Source organism: Streptodolium elevatio, from assembly GCF_053592165.1.
In genome coordinates this window covers 67,921-81,807 of sequence record NZ_JBSFVE010000003.1, presented here as the reverse complement: position 1 = coordinate 81,807, position 13,887 = coordinate 67,921, and the positions used below count along the sequence as shown (strand labels likewise).

Here is a 13,887-nt window from a genome sequence, read left to right as displayed (position 1 = left end):
CAGGCCTTGCCCCAGCAGGCCTTCCGTCCGCCGCGCGGGCGGCCCTGACACGTGACCGCCCCGGCCGTGTCAGTCCGCCGCGTGGTTCTCCCACTGCTCGATCAGTGCCACCAACTGCTCGTGCGTGACGCCGTCCGGGATGCCGGAGGGGATGTTGCGCAGGGGCGGGTCCCAGCCGGTGGCCGGGTCGTACCGGCGCACGACCTTCGCCGGTACGCCGGCCACCACGCTGTGGTCGGGCACCGTCCCGCGCACCACGGAGCCGGCCGCCACCACGACGTTCCGGCCCAGCCGGGCGCCGGGCAGGATGATCGCCCCGGCGCCCAGCCAACTGCCGTCGCCGATCACGACGGTGTCGTTGACCGGCCACTGCTTGCCGATCGGCTGGTCGGGGTCGGCGTAGCTGTGGTTCTGGTCGGTGATGTAGACGTACGGCCCGGTCCACACGTCGTCGCCGATCGCGATCGAGTGGTGGCCGACGATGTGGCTGCCGCGGCCTATCGTGCAGCGGTCGCCGATCGTGACGATCGGCCTGCTGCCGAGGTCGTGGCCCGGCGCGAGCCCCGCGGACAGGCTCACATGGTCGCCGAAGCCGGTCTCCTCGCCGATGTGGATCCAGCGTTCGCCGAAGATAGTGCCGGTCGGGAACGCGAACTTCGACCCCGAGCCGAGCGCGCCGAACCGCAGCAGACCGGGCCGGTCGGCGGTGATCGCACCGGCTTTGCGCACCGCGTCCCAGCCGCGGTGCAGGGTCCGCGAAACGGCCCGGCGGCCGTGTGCGCGCAGGGCTTGAGCCATCGACATGGCGCCCACGCTAGCGAGATCGACTCGACGCGAGGCCGGTGGTGGGACGAAGGTCACGCCGCCCGGGCGGCGACCCACCGGAGTTGCCCACCGAGCGCTCTGCCATCCGTACGGCACGTCGGCTAGATTCGCGCCTGTAACACTGTTACTGACTCTCTCCCCGGAGCAGCCCATGCGCGCCGTCGTCATCAACGGAACCCGCGACGTCACCGTCGAGAAGGTCGACGACCCGGTGCTCAGCGGTCCCGACGGGGCGATCGTGCAGGTGACCGCGAGCGCGCTGTGTGGCTCCGACCTGCACTTCTACGAGGGCGACTTCGCGGTGAGCGGCCTGCGGCCCGGCCACGAGGTGGTCGGCACGGTGCTGGAGACCGGCAGCGCGGTGCGCCGGGTGCGCGCCGGCGACCGCGTCCTCGTCTCGCCCGTCTTCGGCTGCGGCAAGTGCGCGGGCTGCGCGGTCGGCAACGGCATCGACTGCACCGGCGGCGGCCTGCGCGTGCTGGGCAGCGGCCCGGACCTGCCCGGCGGGCACGCCGAGGCGGTCGAGATCCCGGTCGCCGACATGGCCCTGCTGCCGATCCCCGAGGACATCTCGGTCGACAACGCGGTGCTCCTCACCGACGCGCTGCCCACCGGCTGGACGGCCGCGAGCCGCGCGGACATCCGGCCCGGATCCACCGTCCTGGTCATCGGCCTCGGCCCGGTCGGCCTCTACGCGCTCCAGTCGGCGCAGGTGCTGGGCGCCGGCCGGGTGCTGGCGGCCGACCGCGTACCCGAGCGCCTCGCGATGGCCGAGGCGCTGGGCGCCGAGCCGATCGACGCGTCCGCGGGCGACATCGCCCAGCAGGTGCTTGCCGCGACCGGGGGCCTCGGCGCCGACTCGGTCATCGAGGCGGTCGGACACGACGTGACCCTGACCGCCGCGTTCAACGCGGTGCGCACCTCGCACACCGTGTCCGTGGTGGGCGTCAACGCCAACTTCGCCTTCCCGATCGCCGCTCCGCTGCTGCTGATCCGCAACGTCACGATCCGTTTCACGACCGCGCCGGTGGCCGCTACGTGGGCCGAGCTCATCCCGCTGATCCGGTACGGCCGCCTCACCCCGGTGGACGTGTTCACCCACCGCCTCCCGCTGACCGAGGCCGCCCGCGGCTACGAGGTCTTCGCGGACCGCTCGGAGGGGTGCCTGAAGGTGCTGTTCGACCCCAGCTGTTGAGTGCGAGTCGGTTGAGTCCGAGTCAGCTGAGCGCGAGTCGGCTGAGTCCGTGTCGGTGGGCCCGCGCCATGTGAGCCCGCGCCCCGAGCCCTGCTGCACTCGTCCTGCGCCATCTGAGCCTGCGTCACTCGCCGCCGCGCGCAAGGCGTTCGCGCACCAACTCGGCGCAGTGTGTCGAGTCCAGCGCGCGCACCTGTTCGCGCACCGCCGCCAACGCGGGCGGCGCCACGGACAGCGCGTCGACGCCGAGCCCGAGGAGCAGGGGGAGTACGCGCGGGTCGGCGGCCGCGTCGCCGCACACCGAGACCGGGCGGCCGAAGGCATGCGCGTACCCGACCACGCGGCGCACCGCCGTCAGCACGACCGGATCGGCGGTGCGCCCGGGGGTCAGCGCCGGGTCGTCGCGCGCCAGACCGAGCAGTGCCGCGGTGAGGTCGTTCGTGCCCAGCGCCAGGAAGTCGGCCGCCGCGGCCAGCGCTTCCGCCTCGTCGACCGCGCCCGGCAGTTCGACCATCGCGCCGATCGGCGGGCGGCGCGTGACGCCGGACAGCCGGCACACCTCCGCCAACAGATGGCGGCAGCGCGCGAAGTCGGCGGCGCCCTCGACCATCGGCACCAGGATCCGTACGGCGCGCGCGGCGGTGGCGGCGGCGGCCAGGATGCCGCGGAACTGCGTGCGCAGCATGGCGTCCGAGCGCTCCGCACCGGGACCTCCGGTCAGGAACGCAGGCCGCTTGTCGCCCGCGAAGTCGAGCGTACGGACCACGACCGTGCCCTCCGGGCCGTCGCGCAGCAAGGGCACGAGCGACGCGGTGTGCTCCTCGGCGTCCGGCCAGTTGTCGGCCGCCAGGAACGGCAGTTCGGTGCGCAGCAGGCCGACGCCTTCGGCCGCGTTCGCCCGCGCGGCGGCGGCCTCGCGGTAACTGCCCACGTTGGCCCGCACCCGGACGCGGCGGCCGTCCCTTGTTGTGGTGGGGCGCACCTCGGCCTGCGCCGCCCCGTCGGTCGTCTCGGACTCCTCGGCCGGGGCGAAGTCCGGTACCAGGTCGCCGACTTGCGGGTCGACGACGACCAGGCCGCGGTCACCGTCCACCAGTACGCGGTGATCCGCCGTCCCGTGCAGTTCGCGGACGTCCGCACCGAGGACCAGCGGGATTCCCAACGCCCGTGCCACCACCGCAAGATGACCCGTCGGACCGCCGCGCGCGGACACCGCGCCGACAGGGCCGCGTCCCGGCATGAGCACGTCGGCGGCGGCGAGTTCGTCGCCCACCAGGACGACGTCCGTGCCGCGCGACGTCGGACGCCCGGTGCCGCGCAGCCAGGCCGCCGCGCGTCGGCCGATCTGCCGGATGTCGGTGGCACGGTCGGCGAAGACAGGGTCGCCGAGCGCGGTGAGCGCGTCCGCGTGCCGGTTTGTCGCCGCCACGACCGCCTCGACAGCGGTAAGCCCGGCGCGAACCAACTCCTCGGCGAGCGACCGCAATGCGGGGTCCTCCGCGATCAGCGCGCCGACCTCGACGATGTCGGCCTGCTCGGCGCGGTTCTCGCCGCGCAGCGCGTCGGCCAGCCCGGTCAGTTCCGCCGCGACGGCGGCGAGCGCGTCGGCCACGCTGCCGTGCCCGGCGCCGCCGGGGGTCTCGTCGACGCTCACCATCCGCCCCACCGCGACCCCGCCGGCGCCGGGCACGCCGCGCAGCACCAGGCCGCGGCCGTCGTCGTCCCAAGGGGCCGCGTCGCTTACGGGGCCCGCGTCGTTCACAGGGCCCGCGCCGCCCATGGGGCCGGCTTCCTTCACGGGGCCGGCTTCGTCCACGCGGCCCGCGTCGTCCCGGGGGGCCGGGCCGTTCCGCGGCACCGGTCGGCCGTCCCGCGCGCGGCGCGTCATGCGGTGGGGGTGAGGGCTCGGGCAAGTGCGCGGAACATCAGCGCCGTCGAGGTCGCCCCCGGATCCTGATGGCCGATGCTGCGGTCGCCGAGGTACGACGCGCGGCCCTTGCGGGCGCGCAACGGCGCCGTCGCCCGCATGCCCTCTTCCGCGGCCTCCGCGGCGAGCAGTGCCGCATGCGGGAGCGGCGCGTCCGCGGCGGCCTGCATGGCCGCCACCGCCGGGTCGAACGCGTCGACCATGGTTTTGTCGCCGGGGACCGCGCCGCCCAGGCGGCACAGCGCGTCCAGTCCGGTCCGCAGGGCCGCCGCCAGGGTCGTGGTGTCGGCGGCAGGCCCGGTGATGGCCTTGCCCGTGGTGCGCAGCGCGGTGCCGTACAACGGCCCGGCGGCGCCGCCCACGTTGGAGATCAGCGCGCCGCCCACCTCGACGAGGAACGGGCCGGGCTCGGCATCCTCGGCGGCGAGGCGTTCCGCGGCGACGGCCGCCGCGGAGAACCCCCGGCGCAGGTTCGCGCCGTGGTCCCCGTCGCCGATCGCGGCGTCGAGCGCCGTCAGCTCCGCCTCGTGCTCCGCGATCGACGCGGCGACGGCGCGCATCCAGGACAGTGTCGTCGCGGTGTCCAGGTCTCCCACGTTGCTCCCTTGTCCGGTGGTCGTCCCGGTGGTCGTCCCGGTGGTCGTCCGGCGGTCGGCGGCGTCAGCCCCAGCGCAGTGCCGGAGTGTCGACCGGCGCGTCCCATAGGCGCAGCATCTCGGTATCCGCCCGGCACAGGGTGAGGGACGCCCCGGCCATGTCGAGGCTGGTCACATACGTGCCGACCAGGTTCCGGGCGATGGGGACGCCCCTGCGGGCGAGTTCCTCCGCCACGTGTCCGTAAACCACGTACAGCTCCAGGAGCGGCGTCGCGCCCAGCCCGTTGACCAGCGCGATGACAGGGTCGCCGGAGGCGGGCAGCTCGGCGAGGACCGCGTCGACCATGGCGGCGACCAGCTCGCGCGCGGGGCGCAGCGGAGCACGCAGCCGACCGGGCTCGCCGTGGATGCCGACACCCATCTCGATCTCGTCGTCGCCGAGGTCGAACCCGGGTCGGCCGGCCGCGGGGGCGGTGCCGGGGGCGAGGGCGACGGCGTACGAGCGCGAGGCCTCGTTGGCCCGCCGCCCGGCCTCGGCGACCGCCTTGAGGTCGCCGCCCTCCTCCGCCCGGGCACCCGTGATCTTCTCCACGACGAGGGTGGCCGCGGTGCCGCGCCGCCCGGCGGTCCACGTCGAGTCCTGTACCGCGACGTCGTCGTCGACGAGGACCTTCGCCACCTCCAGGCCCTCTTCGGCGGCGAGTTCGGCGGCCATGTCGAAGTTGAGGTTGTCGCCGGTGTAGTTCTTGACGATGTGCACGACGCCGGCGCCCGCGGAGACCGCGCGGGTCGCCGCGAGCACGCGGTCCGGTGTGGGGGACGAGAAGATCTCGCCCGCGCAGGCGGCGTCCAGCATGCCCGGGCCCACGAATCCGCTGTGCAGCGGCTCGTGGCCGGAGCCGCCGCCGGAGACCAGGCCGACCTTGCCGGGCCGTGGCCCGCCCGCCCGCGTGACGACGCGCAGTTCCCGGTCGACGCGCAGATCCGGCCGTGACGCGGCCAGCCCGGCCAGCGCGTCGTCGACCGCCGACTCGGGGTCGTTGAGGAACTTCTTCATGGTCCTCTCCTTCGCCGGTACGCGTGCACCGTGCGTGCCTTCGCGAGTGACGGAGCGCGACTGTTCTCGTAGCATGCCCGATCGTGGGCAATCTCGTAGGTCTCGTCCTGGTATCGCACAGCCGCACTCTCGCCGAGGGAGTGCGGGAACTCGTCGGGCAGATCGGTGGCGGCGAGGTGTTCGTCGGGATCGCGGCCGGCGGTCCCGACGGCGGGCTCGGGACGTCCGCCGATCGTGTCACGGCGGCGCTGCGCGAGGCGGACGGCGGTGCGGGTGTGGTTGTGCTGCCCGACCTGGGCAGTGCGGTGCTGACCGTGCGGGCGCTGCTGCTGGAGGAGGCATGGCCCGGCGTGCGCCTGGTCGACGCCCCGTTCGTCGAGGGGGCGGTCGCGGCCGCGGTCACCGCGGGGACGGGCGCGGATCTGGAGGCCGTGGTGGTGGCGGCGGAGGAGGCGCGGGATGTCCGAAAGCTCTGAGCGGGGGCGCGGCCCGGAGCCCGAGGCGGAGGCGGGGCGCGAGACCGCCGCGGTGCCGGGCCAGGCGGGGACCGCGGCGGGGACCGGGGCCGGGGAGTACGCGGAGGACGTCGTGCTCGGCGCCGATCTGCACATGCGCCCGGCCGGCGCCGTCGTGCGTACCGCCGCCCGCTATGTCGCCGACGTCGAGCTCGTCGCGTGCGGCCGGGTCGCGCGTGCGTCGAGCGTGCTGGAGATCATGGGCCTGGGCGCCCGCGCGGGTACGCCGGTCACGGTGCGCGGGCGGGGCACGGACGCGGAGGCGGCGGTGGGCGGCCTGGCCGTGCAGCTGCGGGAGCCCGCCTGACCCGGGGTCAGGCCGGGCACGTCCGCCCCGCACACGGGTGCCGCTCGCCTGCGCCGCGTCCGTGGCCGCGCGTCCGTGCACGCATTCGCGCCGTGCGTCCGTGGTCGTGCATCCGTGCCGCGCGTCCGTGCCCGCCGCGCGCTCACCCCTTGGTCGTCTCGGGCCCTCCGCTGCCGTCGGTGTCCGCGTCGCGGTAGCGCACCGACTGCAGGTCGTCGACGAAGCGCGTCATCAGGTCGCCCAGCGCCACCAGTTCCTGTGCCGACCAGGCGGACAGCACCTCGAAGATGTGCCGGTCGCGCACGTTGCGCAGCCGCCGGACGATCCCGCGTCCCTTGGGCGTGAGGCCGACGCGCGTGACGCGGCCGTCGCGGGCGTCGGTGGCCCGCGTCACCATCGCCTCGGTTTCGAGTTTGCGCAGCTCGCGGCTGACCAGCGACATGTCCATGTGGGTGCGCCGGGCCAACTCGCCGATGGTGAGGCCGCCGTCGGCCTGGAGGCGGGCCAGCAGGATCACGGCGGGCTGCGACACCTGCGCGCGGGCGGCACTCATCAGCTCGCCGTGGACGCGGCGGCTCTGTTGCAGGCGGAGCAGCCGTTCGACGGCTCCCTGGACCTGCCGCTGGGCGGCCAGGGCCTCGGGTCCGTCGGCGGGCTTCGGGGCGTCGGAGGGATCGGGCGTGTTGGATATGCCCGGCGTTTCGGTGTCGGGCGGCTTGGGGTCGTCCGGCTGCAAGGGAACGCTCACTCCCGCGTCCTGGTCGGGGACCACCCGGGCCGGGGCGGGCGGGGTGATCGGTCGGTTGGTCGGCCGGGTCCGTACGGAGCCGTCCGGTGCCGCGAAGTCTACGGCTGAGGACCGGCTCCGTGTCACGTCCGCGCAGGTCGGCCGTGGGCCCAATCACTTGATTGACTCCACCATTGACTCTGTCGGCGGGCGGTGGTTTGCTCCGCGCGGGACGGAGGTGCGCATGTTTGAACTGCATGGCAGGACCGCGCTGGTGACCGGTGCGGGACAGGGCGTCGGCGCGGGTATCGCCGAGTTGATGGCCCGTCAGGGGGCCGCCGTGGCGGTCAACGACATCGTGGCCGAGCGCGCGGAGGAGGTCGCGGCACGCATCCGCGAGGCGGGCGGCTCGGCGTACGCGCTGCCGTTCGACGTCACCGACCAGGGCGCCGTCGCCCCCGCGGTACGTGCGTTCGAGCGCATGGTCGCCCCGGTCGACATCCTGGTCAACAACGCCGGCAACGGCGGCGCGGAGGGCTTCCGGCCCACCCGCTTCCGCGACTCGGACCCCGCCGACTGGCAGCGGTTCGCCGACATCAACCTCTTCGGCGTCATGAACGCCACGCGCGCGGTCCTCGACGGCATGTGCGCCCGCCGCCACGGCCGCGTGATCACCATCGCCTCGGGCGCGGGCACCCAGGGTCTCAACATCGGCGTATCGCTCTACGGCGCGGCCAAGGGCGGCGCCATCGCCTTCACCCGGCACCTCGCCGTCGAGCACGCGCGCGAGGGCATCACCGCCAACTCGATCGCTGTCGGGCTCATCGACCCGGCCAGCAGCGGCCGACAGGCCTCGGCGACCGTCGCGATGGCCAAGGCGATCCCCGTCGGACGCCTAGGCAGGCCCGAGGACATCGGCGCCACCTGCGTGTTCCTCGCCTCCCGCGAGGCGGAGTGGATCACCGGGCAGACCTGGCAGGTCAACGGAGGGGCGCCGACCACCTGACGCGGGACTCCCGCCGACCGGGCCCACCGGGGGCCCGGCGCCGGCAATTCGGTGTACGACCCCTGTACTTGCCACCGGAGTTCGTGGTTCCCTGTGCCTCAAACCCGAACCGTACCGGGGGTAACGCATGACGGTCACCGAGCACAGCGGGGGAGCCGGGGAATCCGCGGGACGGCAGCCGCGCCCCAAGGCCGCACCGGACTGGGTCAACCTGTCCGACATGGACTTCTGGGCAGGGCCGTTCGGCGAACGCGAGGACGGCTTCGCCCGCCTGCGTGCGGAATGGCCGCTGCCGTACTACCCGGAACCGCCGAGCCCGCTGCCCGGCGGCCCCGGCTACTGGGCCGTCACCCGGCACGCGGACCTGCTGGAGGTCAGCCGCCGCCCCGAGGACTTCTGCTCGGGGCGCGGCGCGACGCACATCCCGGACTTCCCGACCGAGTTCGCGGAGTTCTTCGGCTCGATGATCGAAATGGACGACCCCCGGCACCACCGGCTCCGCCGCATCGTGTCGCGGGCGTTCACCCCGCGCATGATCAAGAAGTTCGAGCAGGACGTCGAAACCGCCGCGGCAGCCGTCGTGGACGACGTCGCGGCCCTGGGCTCCTGCGACTTCGTCACCGAGATCGCCGCCCGCCTGCCGCTCAAGGTCATCTGCGACATGATGGGCGTGCCCGAGAAGGACTACGGCTTCATCCTCGACCGCACCAACACGATCATCGGGGTGGCCGACCCGGAATATGTGCCCGAGGACGCCGACCACATAACCGTCCTTCTCACGGCCGGAGCCGAACTGGCGGCGCTACTCACCGAGTTGGGCGCCTACCGGGTGGAGAACCCGGTGGACGACGTCATCTCGGCCCTCGTCAACGGCAACGTCGACGGCGAGCGCCTGACCGCCGACGAGCTCGCGTCGTTCTTCATCCTGCTCGTCGTGGCCGGCAACGAGACCACCCGCAACGCCATTTCGCACGGCCTGCGGCTGCTCACCGAGAACCCCGACCAACGCGCGCTGTGGCTCGGCGACTTCGAGCGGTACGCACCCACCGCGGTCGAGGAGATCGTGCGCGTCGCGTCGCCGGTGGTGTGGATGCGCCGCACCGCCACGCGCGACACGGTCCTCGCCGACCAGGCCGTCTCCGAGGGCGACAAGCTCCTGATGTACTACTGGTCGGCGAACCGTGACGGCGCCGTCTTCCCCGAGCCGCGGCGCTTCGACATCACGCGCGACCCGAACCCCCATGTGGGGTACGGCGGTGCGGGCCCGCACTTCTGCCTCGGCGCGCATCTCGCCCGGCGGGAGATCACCATCATGTTCCGCGAACTCCTGGGCCGGCTACCGGACATCCACATGGCGGCCGAGCCGCAGCGGCTGCGGTCGAGCTTCATCAACGGCATCAAGCACATGCCGTGCGCGTTCACGCCGGCGCCGGGAGTTTGAGCGGAGCGGCAGCCCGGGGGCGGGGTCCGGCCGACCGGGCGCGGGTTGTTGGGCCGACCGGGTGAGCGTGCGTGGCCCCGGGCGTACCGGGCCGTTGGGCACGGCATGTCGGCGCAACGATTCCTCGCAGCATTCCTTCTGGCCACCGCCGCCGTCGCCGCGTTCGGCGCCGCCGCTATTGCGTGCGGCGAGGACGCGGCCCCGGGGGAGGGCGGCACCTCCCACCACCGGGTCGCCCCCGGGGTTCCGAGCGGCTACCTCTTCTGAGCCACCGGCTTCCGAGTCCCGGACGTCCGAGTCCCGGACTTCCGAGTCCCGGACTTCCGAAGGTGTCGGCCTGCCGAGTCACCGGCCCACGAACGCGGGATCCGCGGAGTGGGCCCGCTTGCGGGGCAGCTCCGCGGATCCCGGACTCGGGGCCGCTCAGGAAGTGCCTGACGGTTCTTCCGTTCCCGCGGTCTTCTTGGGCGCCTCCGCGCCCGAGTCCGCGCCCGTCTCGGAAGCCGACCCAGGGGCCGGGTCGGGGGCGGCGTCCGGCGCCGGGCCCGTTGCCGGGGCCGCCGCCGGGGCAGAGCCGCCGGTCTCGTCCAGGAACTGAGTCAGTGCCTGGTCGAGGTCGGACTCGGGCGGCACCTCGCCGTCCGGCGTCACCGCGTCGACGACCTGCGGCAGCGTGGCGGCGATCCCGGCCGCGGTCTCCTCGCGCGTCATGCCGACCTCGCCCGCGAGCCGGTTGAGCCGCTCCTCGCCGAGCGCGTTGGTGATCTCCTGGCCGCTGACCGGCTGATTGCGGCCGCTGTCGACCCAGGACTTCGTCTGGTCGCCCAGGCCGCCCGCGTTCAGCTGCGACAGCAGCCCGCCCAGGCCGCCGCCTCCTGATCCGCCGCCCTGCAACATGCCGAGCACGGTCTTGAGCAGCTGGTTCTGACCGCCGCCCGAACCCCCGAGCGCGCCGCCCAGCAGCCCGCCGAGGCTGCCGAGGTTCCCAAGACCCCCCAGGTTCGCGGATCCCATGCGATCTTCTCCCTAGTCGACACACGTGGCTCTCATATTGTGTCAAAAAGGGCAATTCCGCCTGCGCGACCTGCCGTTTTGCGGGACCGTACGCAACCGGCGCGAGGTTCGAGGGAACCCCCGCCCGCGGTCGGCCGTCGGCGGACGAGTGGACCAGTCACCCCGAACCCCACCAGCCCGCCGCCGCCCCGCACGCCAACCCGCCCCGCGCCCCCACACCCGGGACGCTCCTCACCCACCCCGCGCGCCACCCGCTCCGCGAGGCTCCCTCTGCGCCCCGCCTGCTCTGCGTCCCCGTCCCACCAGCGCTGCGATGCTCCCCGCCCGCTTCGGTCCCACCCCGTCCGCGCTGCGCGCCGAGCCTCTGCGCAAAGCTTCCTCAGCTCCCGCCCGCTGCGCGCCCCACCCACCCGACCCCGCCCTCTCCGCGACGGCCCCGCCTGCTCCCGCCCGAGCGGCGCGGACACCCGCTGCGCGACCTACCCACCCTGCCCTTCCCCCTCGCGACGCGCCCGCGCGGTTCCCGCCTACTCCTCACTCGCTCCGCTTACGGGAGTGCGGGTCTTGCGGTTCAGGCCGAGACCGGGGCCAGTTTGCGGTCAAGGCGCTTCATGGCCCGGTGGAACGTGGAGCTCATGGCCCACGGCATGAAGCGCAGCGTGAAGGCGATCAACGGCATGGGGTCGGCGGCGAACGTCCAGGTCACCCGCGATCCGGTGCCGCGCTCCTCGATCGCCCACTCCTCGATCAGCGCGTGGCACATCGGCACCGTCAGCCCGTCGATCCGGTACGCCCAGCGCGTCGGCTCCTCGTACGCCATCACCGTCTCGTGGAACACCACCGGCTTGACCAGGCGCACTTCACGGCGCGCCCCGACCCCGTGACCGCCGTCCGGCGCCGCCGCGAGCCACCGCCCGCCCCGGAAGTTGGGGAACCACGTCTTCCACGTGTCCGGGTCGTCGGTCAGCGCGGCGAACACCTGCTGCGGCGGCGCGGCGAGGTCGGCCGTCCAGGACCGGCGGCGCGGCGCGGTCTGCACGAACTCGATCGGTTCGGCGCGGAGCGTGTACTTCACCGGGGCCTCCGAAGGCGGCTGGGCGGAATCACGGACGAACCGCTCAGGTTATTGACGACCCGTCAGACCCACAATGCACAACGTGTCGGGAGCGTACGGGCGCGTCTGCCGCCGAGGGCTGCGAGGATCTTCCGGAAGGATCCGCACGCGAAAGGCGACGCATGCCTGCCACCCTCCACCACCGGTTCGACGGCCCTGAGAACGCACCTGTCATCGTGCTGGGTTCGCCCCTCGGCGCGGACGGCCGCGTCTGGGACGCGGTCGTGCCCGCCCTCGCCGCGACGCACCGTGTGCTCCGCTTCGACACGCGCGGCCACGGCGGCTCCGAACTGCCGCCCGGCAGCCCGACCATGTCCGACCTCGCGGCGGACGTCGTGGCGCTGGCCGACCGGTACGGCGTCGAGCGGTTCGCGTACGCCGGCATCTCGCTCGCCGGCGCGCTCGGCCTCACCCTCGCCCTGGACGCGCCCGAGCGCCTCGACCGGCTCGTGGTGTGCTGCAGCGGCGCCAAGCTCGGCGAGCCCCCGGCCTGGCACGAGCGGGCCGCACTGGTCCGGCGCGACGGCGTCCAGGCGGTCGCCGAGACCGTGCTCGGCCGCTGGTTCACCCCGGAGTACGCCGCCCGCGAACCGGGCGTCGTCGCGGAGACGCTGGCGATGCTCCAGGCCTGTCCCGCGGAGGGCTACGCGTCGGTGTGCGACGCGATCGCGACCTTCGACGTACGCGCCCGCCTTGCCGCCGTGACGGTCCCGACCCTGGTCGTCGCCGCCGAGCGCGATCCCTCGACCCCGGTCGCGTTGTCGGAGGAGGTGGCCGCGGGGATCCCCGGCGCGCGCCTCGTCCTCGTGCACGACGCCGCACACTTGGTGATCGTCGAGAAGGCGGACGAAGTGGCGGAGATCCTGGTGGACTTCCTCAGCGGCTCCTGAGCACGGGGCCTCGGAGCGCCGCGCTTCGCGGACAAGCGGAGGCCGCCGCCCGGATCGCGGGATCCGGACGGCGGCCTCCGACCGCCACGCGCGCTTCGACCGTCAGAGCGTCACGATCGCCTCGAGCGCGGCACGGTACTGCAGGAGGGCCTGGCGCAGCGCCTCCGTGTCGCCGTTCTTGCCCTGCCGCTGACGCGACAGTTCCTCGCGGCGGCGTACCAGGGCCTCCATCAGCTGGTCGACCGCGGCGGCGTAGATCTCGTCGGCGCCGGCCACCGCGTCGTCCGGGCTGTCGACGAATCCGGCCAGCGTCTCGCGCAGCCGCTTGCGGAGGCCGTCGGCAACCGACTTGCCCAGCAAGGGCGGTAGCGTCTCGCCTGCCCTGGCCGGTGCGGCATGTGCGGGCTGCCGTGCCGAGCCGCGGCCGGTCGAAGGCGCCGGAACCGGTCCCGGCGGTGCCGGGATGGTGGCGGGCGGCTTGAGCGCGGAGCCGGTCTTCTCGGTCACGCGCGCCTGTCGGGTCGCCCGGTCGCGGTCGTCGCGCTCGACGACCGGCGCGTCATCGGTGGTCTTGTCGGTCGGCGAATTCGTGGACGACGTCGAAGAAGTCATGAGCAGCCTCACTTCCCCCGGGCCACCGGGACCGGAGCACGGCCGAGCAGGTCGGTGAACAGCGTGCGGTGGTGCAGCATCGCCTGGCGCAGATCCTCGGTGGACGCCTTGCCGGCCTCGCGAAGGCGCTCGATCTCCTGGGCCTGCCGGTAGCGGTCGATGGAGTGCCCGTACCTGACGGACAGGATCTCCATGCGCTTCTCCCGCGCACCGGTGGGGTATCCGCGGTCGTGCATCACGCGGGTGATGAGGACGTCGGCCTCCGCGAGCGCGTCGCTCGGGGACTCGACGAAACGCTCCTGGAGCGCGCTCCAGGCGTCCTCGTACTTGTCCTTCTCCGCATCCGGCAGTTCCCGGATGTCGAGGTCGCGGAACATGCGTTCTCGTTCCGCGAGGTTGCGTTCGGCGTCTCTGCGGGTGGCGAACTGGCCGAGCGCGCGGTCATATTCCGGACCGAAACGGCGCCGCAGTCGTTGCCTCCGCAGCAGCGGGCGTCCGACGACGAGTGCGGCGCCCGCGAGTACGGCCACGATCACGATGACGATCAGAAATGTGGTCACAGCGAATCCTCTCCGAGGACTCCTCTGCCCTGTTTCTCCTTGTCTCATACGGATGTTGGCAGAGGGGCCCCGGAATCCCGGTACGCGTGTGACGACGGCGG

The 13,887-nt window shown here is 73.6% G+C and carries 16 protein-coding genes; 7 read left to right on the top strand and 9 right to left on the bottom strand.

Features of this window, described 5'->3' with window-relative positions:
- Positions 1 to 69: 69 nt before the first annotated feature.
- Positions 70 to 804, bottom strand: a complete 735-nt coding sequence (locus ACWD12_RS07920; RefSeq protein WP_358355605.1) for an acyltransferase — start codon at positions 802 to 804, stop codon at positions 70 to 72.
- A gap of 172 nt (positions 805 to 976) precedes the next feature.
- On the opposite strand from ACWD12_RS07920, the gene ACWD12_RS07915 reads away from it, so the two are divergent.
- Positions 977 to 2,020, top strand: a complete 1,044-nt coding sequence (locus ACWD12_RS07915; RefSeq protein WP_450098822.1) for a zinc-binding dehydrogenase — start codon at positions 977 to 979, stop codon at positions 2,018 to 2,020.
- 124 nt (positions 2,021 to 2,144) lie between these two features.
- Here the strand turns inward: ACWD12_RS07915 and ACWD12_RS07910 are convergent, their stop codons facing one another.
- From ACWD12_RS07910 to dhaK, 3 genes are all read right to left on the bottom strand, one after another.
- Entirely contained in the window at positions 2,145 to 3,818 is a 1,674-nt protein-coding gene (locus ACWD12_RS07910; RefSeq protein WP_450098821.1) for a putative PEP-binding protein, read from the bottom strand.
- Between the two features lie 86 nt (positions 3,819 to 3,904).
- Complete coding sequence (gene dhaL, locus ACWD12_RS07905) at positions 3,905 to 4,507, bottom strand: dihydroxyacetone kinase subunit DhaL (protein ID WP_450099058.1); 603 nt, start codon at positions 4,505 to 4,507, stop codon at positions 3,905 to 3,907.
- A gap of 100 nt (positions 4,508 to 4,607) precedes the next feature.
- A complete protein-coding gene (gene dhaK / locus ACWD12_RS07900) occupies positions 4,608 to 5,600 on the bottom strand; it encodes a dihydroxyacetone kinase subunit DhaK (RefSeq protein ID WP_450098820.1) in 993 nt (330 codons plus the stop codon).
- Positions 5,601 to 5,683: 83 nt separating this feature from the next.
- Between dhaK and dhaM the strand changes: the two genes are divergently transcribed.
- Positions 5,684 to 6,076 (top strand): dihydroxyacetone kinase phosphoryl donor subunit DhaM, encoded by a 393-nt coding sequence (gene dhaM, locus ACWD12_RS07895; RefSeq protein WP_450098819.1) that lies wholly within the window; start codon positions 5,684 to 5,686, stop codon positions 6,074 to 6,076.
- The gene (locus ACWD12_RS07890; protein ID WP_450098818.1) at positions 6,060 to 6,422 is read left to right on the top strand and encodes an HPr family phosphocarrier protein; all 363 of its coding nucleotides are present in this window, start codon (positions 6,060 to 6,062) and stop codon (positions 6,420 to 6,422) included. The genes dhaM and ACWD12_RS07890 overlap by 17 nt, the downstream gene beginning before the upstream one ends.
- 142 nt (positions 6,423 to 6,564) lie before the next feature.
- Here ACWD12_RS07890 and ACWD12_RS07885 read toward each other — a convergent pair whose 3' ends face one another.
- Positions 6,565 to 7,170 (bottom strand): MarR family winged helix-turn-helix transcriptional regulator, encoded by a 606-nt coding sequence (locus tag ACWD12_RS07885; RefSeq protein ID WP_450098817.1) that lies wholly within the window; start codon positions 7,168 to 7,170, stop codon positions 6,565 to 6,567.
- Positions 7,171 to 7,393: 223 nt separating this feature from the next.
- Here ACWD12_RS07885 and ACWD12_RS07880 point away from each other — a divergent pair, with 223 nt between their 5' ends.
- The 3 genes from ACWD12_RS07880 (at position 7,394) to ACWD12_RS07870 (ending at position 9,863) form a co-directional block, all read left to right on the top strand.
- Positions 7,394 to 8,155: an SDR family NAD(P)-dependent oxidoreductase gene (locus ACWD12_RS07880; RefSeq protein ID WP_450098816.1), complete on the top strand. Its 762-nt coding sequence runs from the start codon at positions 7,394 to 7,396 to the stop codon at positions 8,153 to 8,155.
- Positions 8,156 to 8,282: 127 nt separating this feature from the next.
- A complete protein-coding gene (locus tag ACWD12_RS07875; RefSeq protein ID WP_450098815.1) occupies positions 8,283 to 9,596 on the top strand; it encodes a cytochrome P450 in 1,314 nt (437 codons plus the stop codon).
- 105 nt (positions 9,597 to 9,701) lie between these two features.
- Positions 9,702 to 9,863 (top strand): hypothetical protein, encoded by a 162-nt coding sequence (locus tag ACWD12_RS07870; protein WP_450098814.1) that lies wholly within the window; start codon positions 9,702 to 9,704, stop codon positions 9,861 to 9,863.
- Between the two features lie 156 nt (positions 9,864 to 10,019).
- Here ACWD12_RS07870 and ACWD12_RS07865 read toward each other — a convergent pair whose 3' ends face one another.
- Positions 10,020 to 10,610, bottom strand: coding sequence for a YidB family protein (locus ACWD12_RS07865; protein WP_450098813.1), 591 nt, complete (start codon positions 10,608 to 10,610; stop codon positions 10,020 to 10,022).
- Between the two features lie 571 nt (positions 10,611 to 11,181).
- Entirely contained in the window at positions 11,182 to 11,685 is a 504-nt protein-coding gene (locus tag ACWD12_RS07860) for an SRPBCC family protein (protein ID WP_358355590.1), read from the bottom strand.
- Positions 11,686 to 11,846: 161 nt separating this feature from the next.
- Between ACWD12_RS07860 and pcaD the strand changes: the two genes are divergently transcribed.
- Positions 11,847 to 12,614: a 3-oxoadipate enol-lactonase gene (pcaD, locus tag ACWD12_RS07855; RefSeq protein ID WP_358355589.1), complete on the top strand. Its 768-nt coding sequence runs from the start codon at positions 11,847 to 11,849 to the stop codon at positions 12,612 to 12,614.
- A gap of 102 nt (positions 12,615 to 12,716) precedes the next feature.
- Here pcaD and ACWD12_RS07850 read toward each other — a convergent pair whose 3' ends face one another.
- Together ACWD12_RS07850 and ACWD12_RS07845 are read right to left on the bottom strand one after the other, a co-directional pair.
- Positions 12,717 to 13,226 carry a hypothetical protein gene (locus tag ACWD12_RS07850; RefSeq protein WP_450098812.1) on the bottom strand — a complete coding sequence of 170 codons (510 nt, stop codon included), beginning with the start codon at positions 13,224 to 13,226 and terminating at the stop codon, positions 12,717 to 12,719.
- An 8-nt stretch (positions 13,227 to 13,234) separates the two neighbouring features.
- Positions 13,235 to 13,786 carry a hypothetical protein gene (locus ACWD12_RS07845; RefSeq protein ID WP_450098811.1) on the bottom strand — a complete coding sequence of 184 codons (552 nt, stop codon included), beginning with the start codon at positions 13,784 to 13,786 and terminating at the stop codon, positions 13,235 to 13,237.
- Between the last annotated feature and the right edge of the window lie 101 nt (positions 13,787 to 13,887).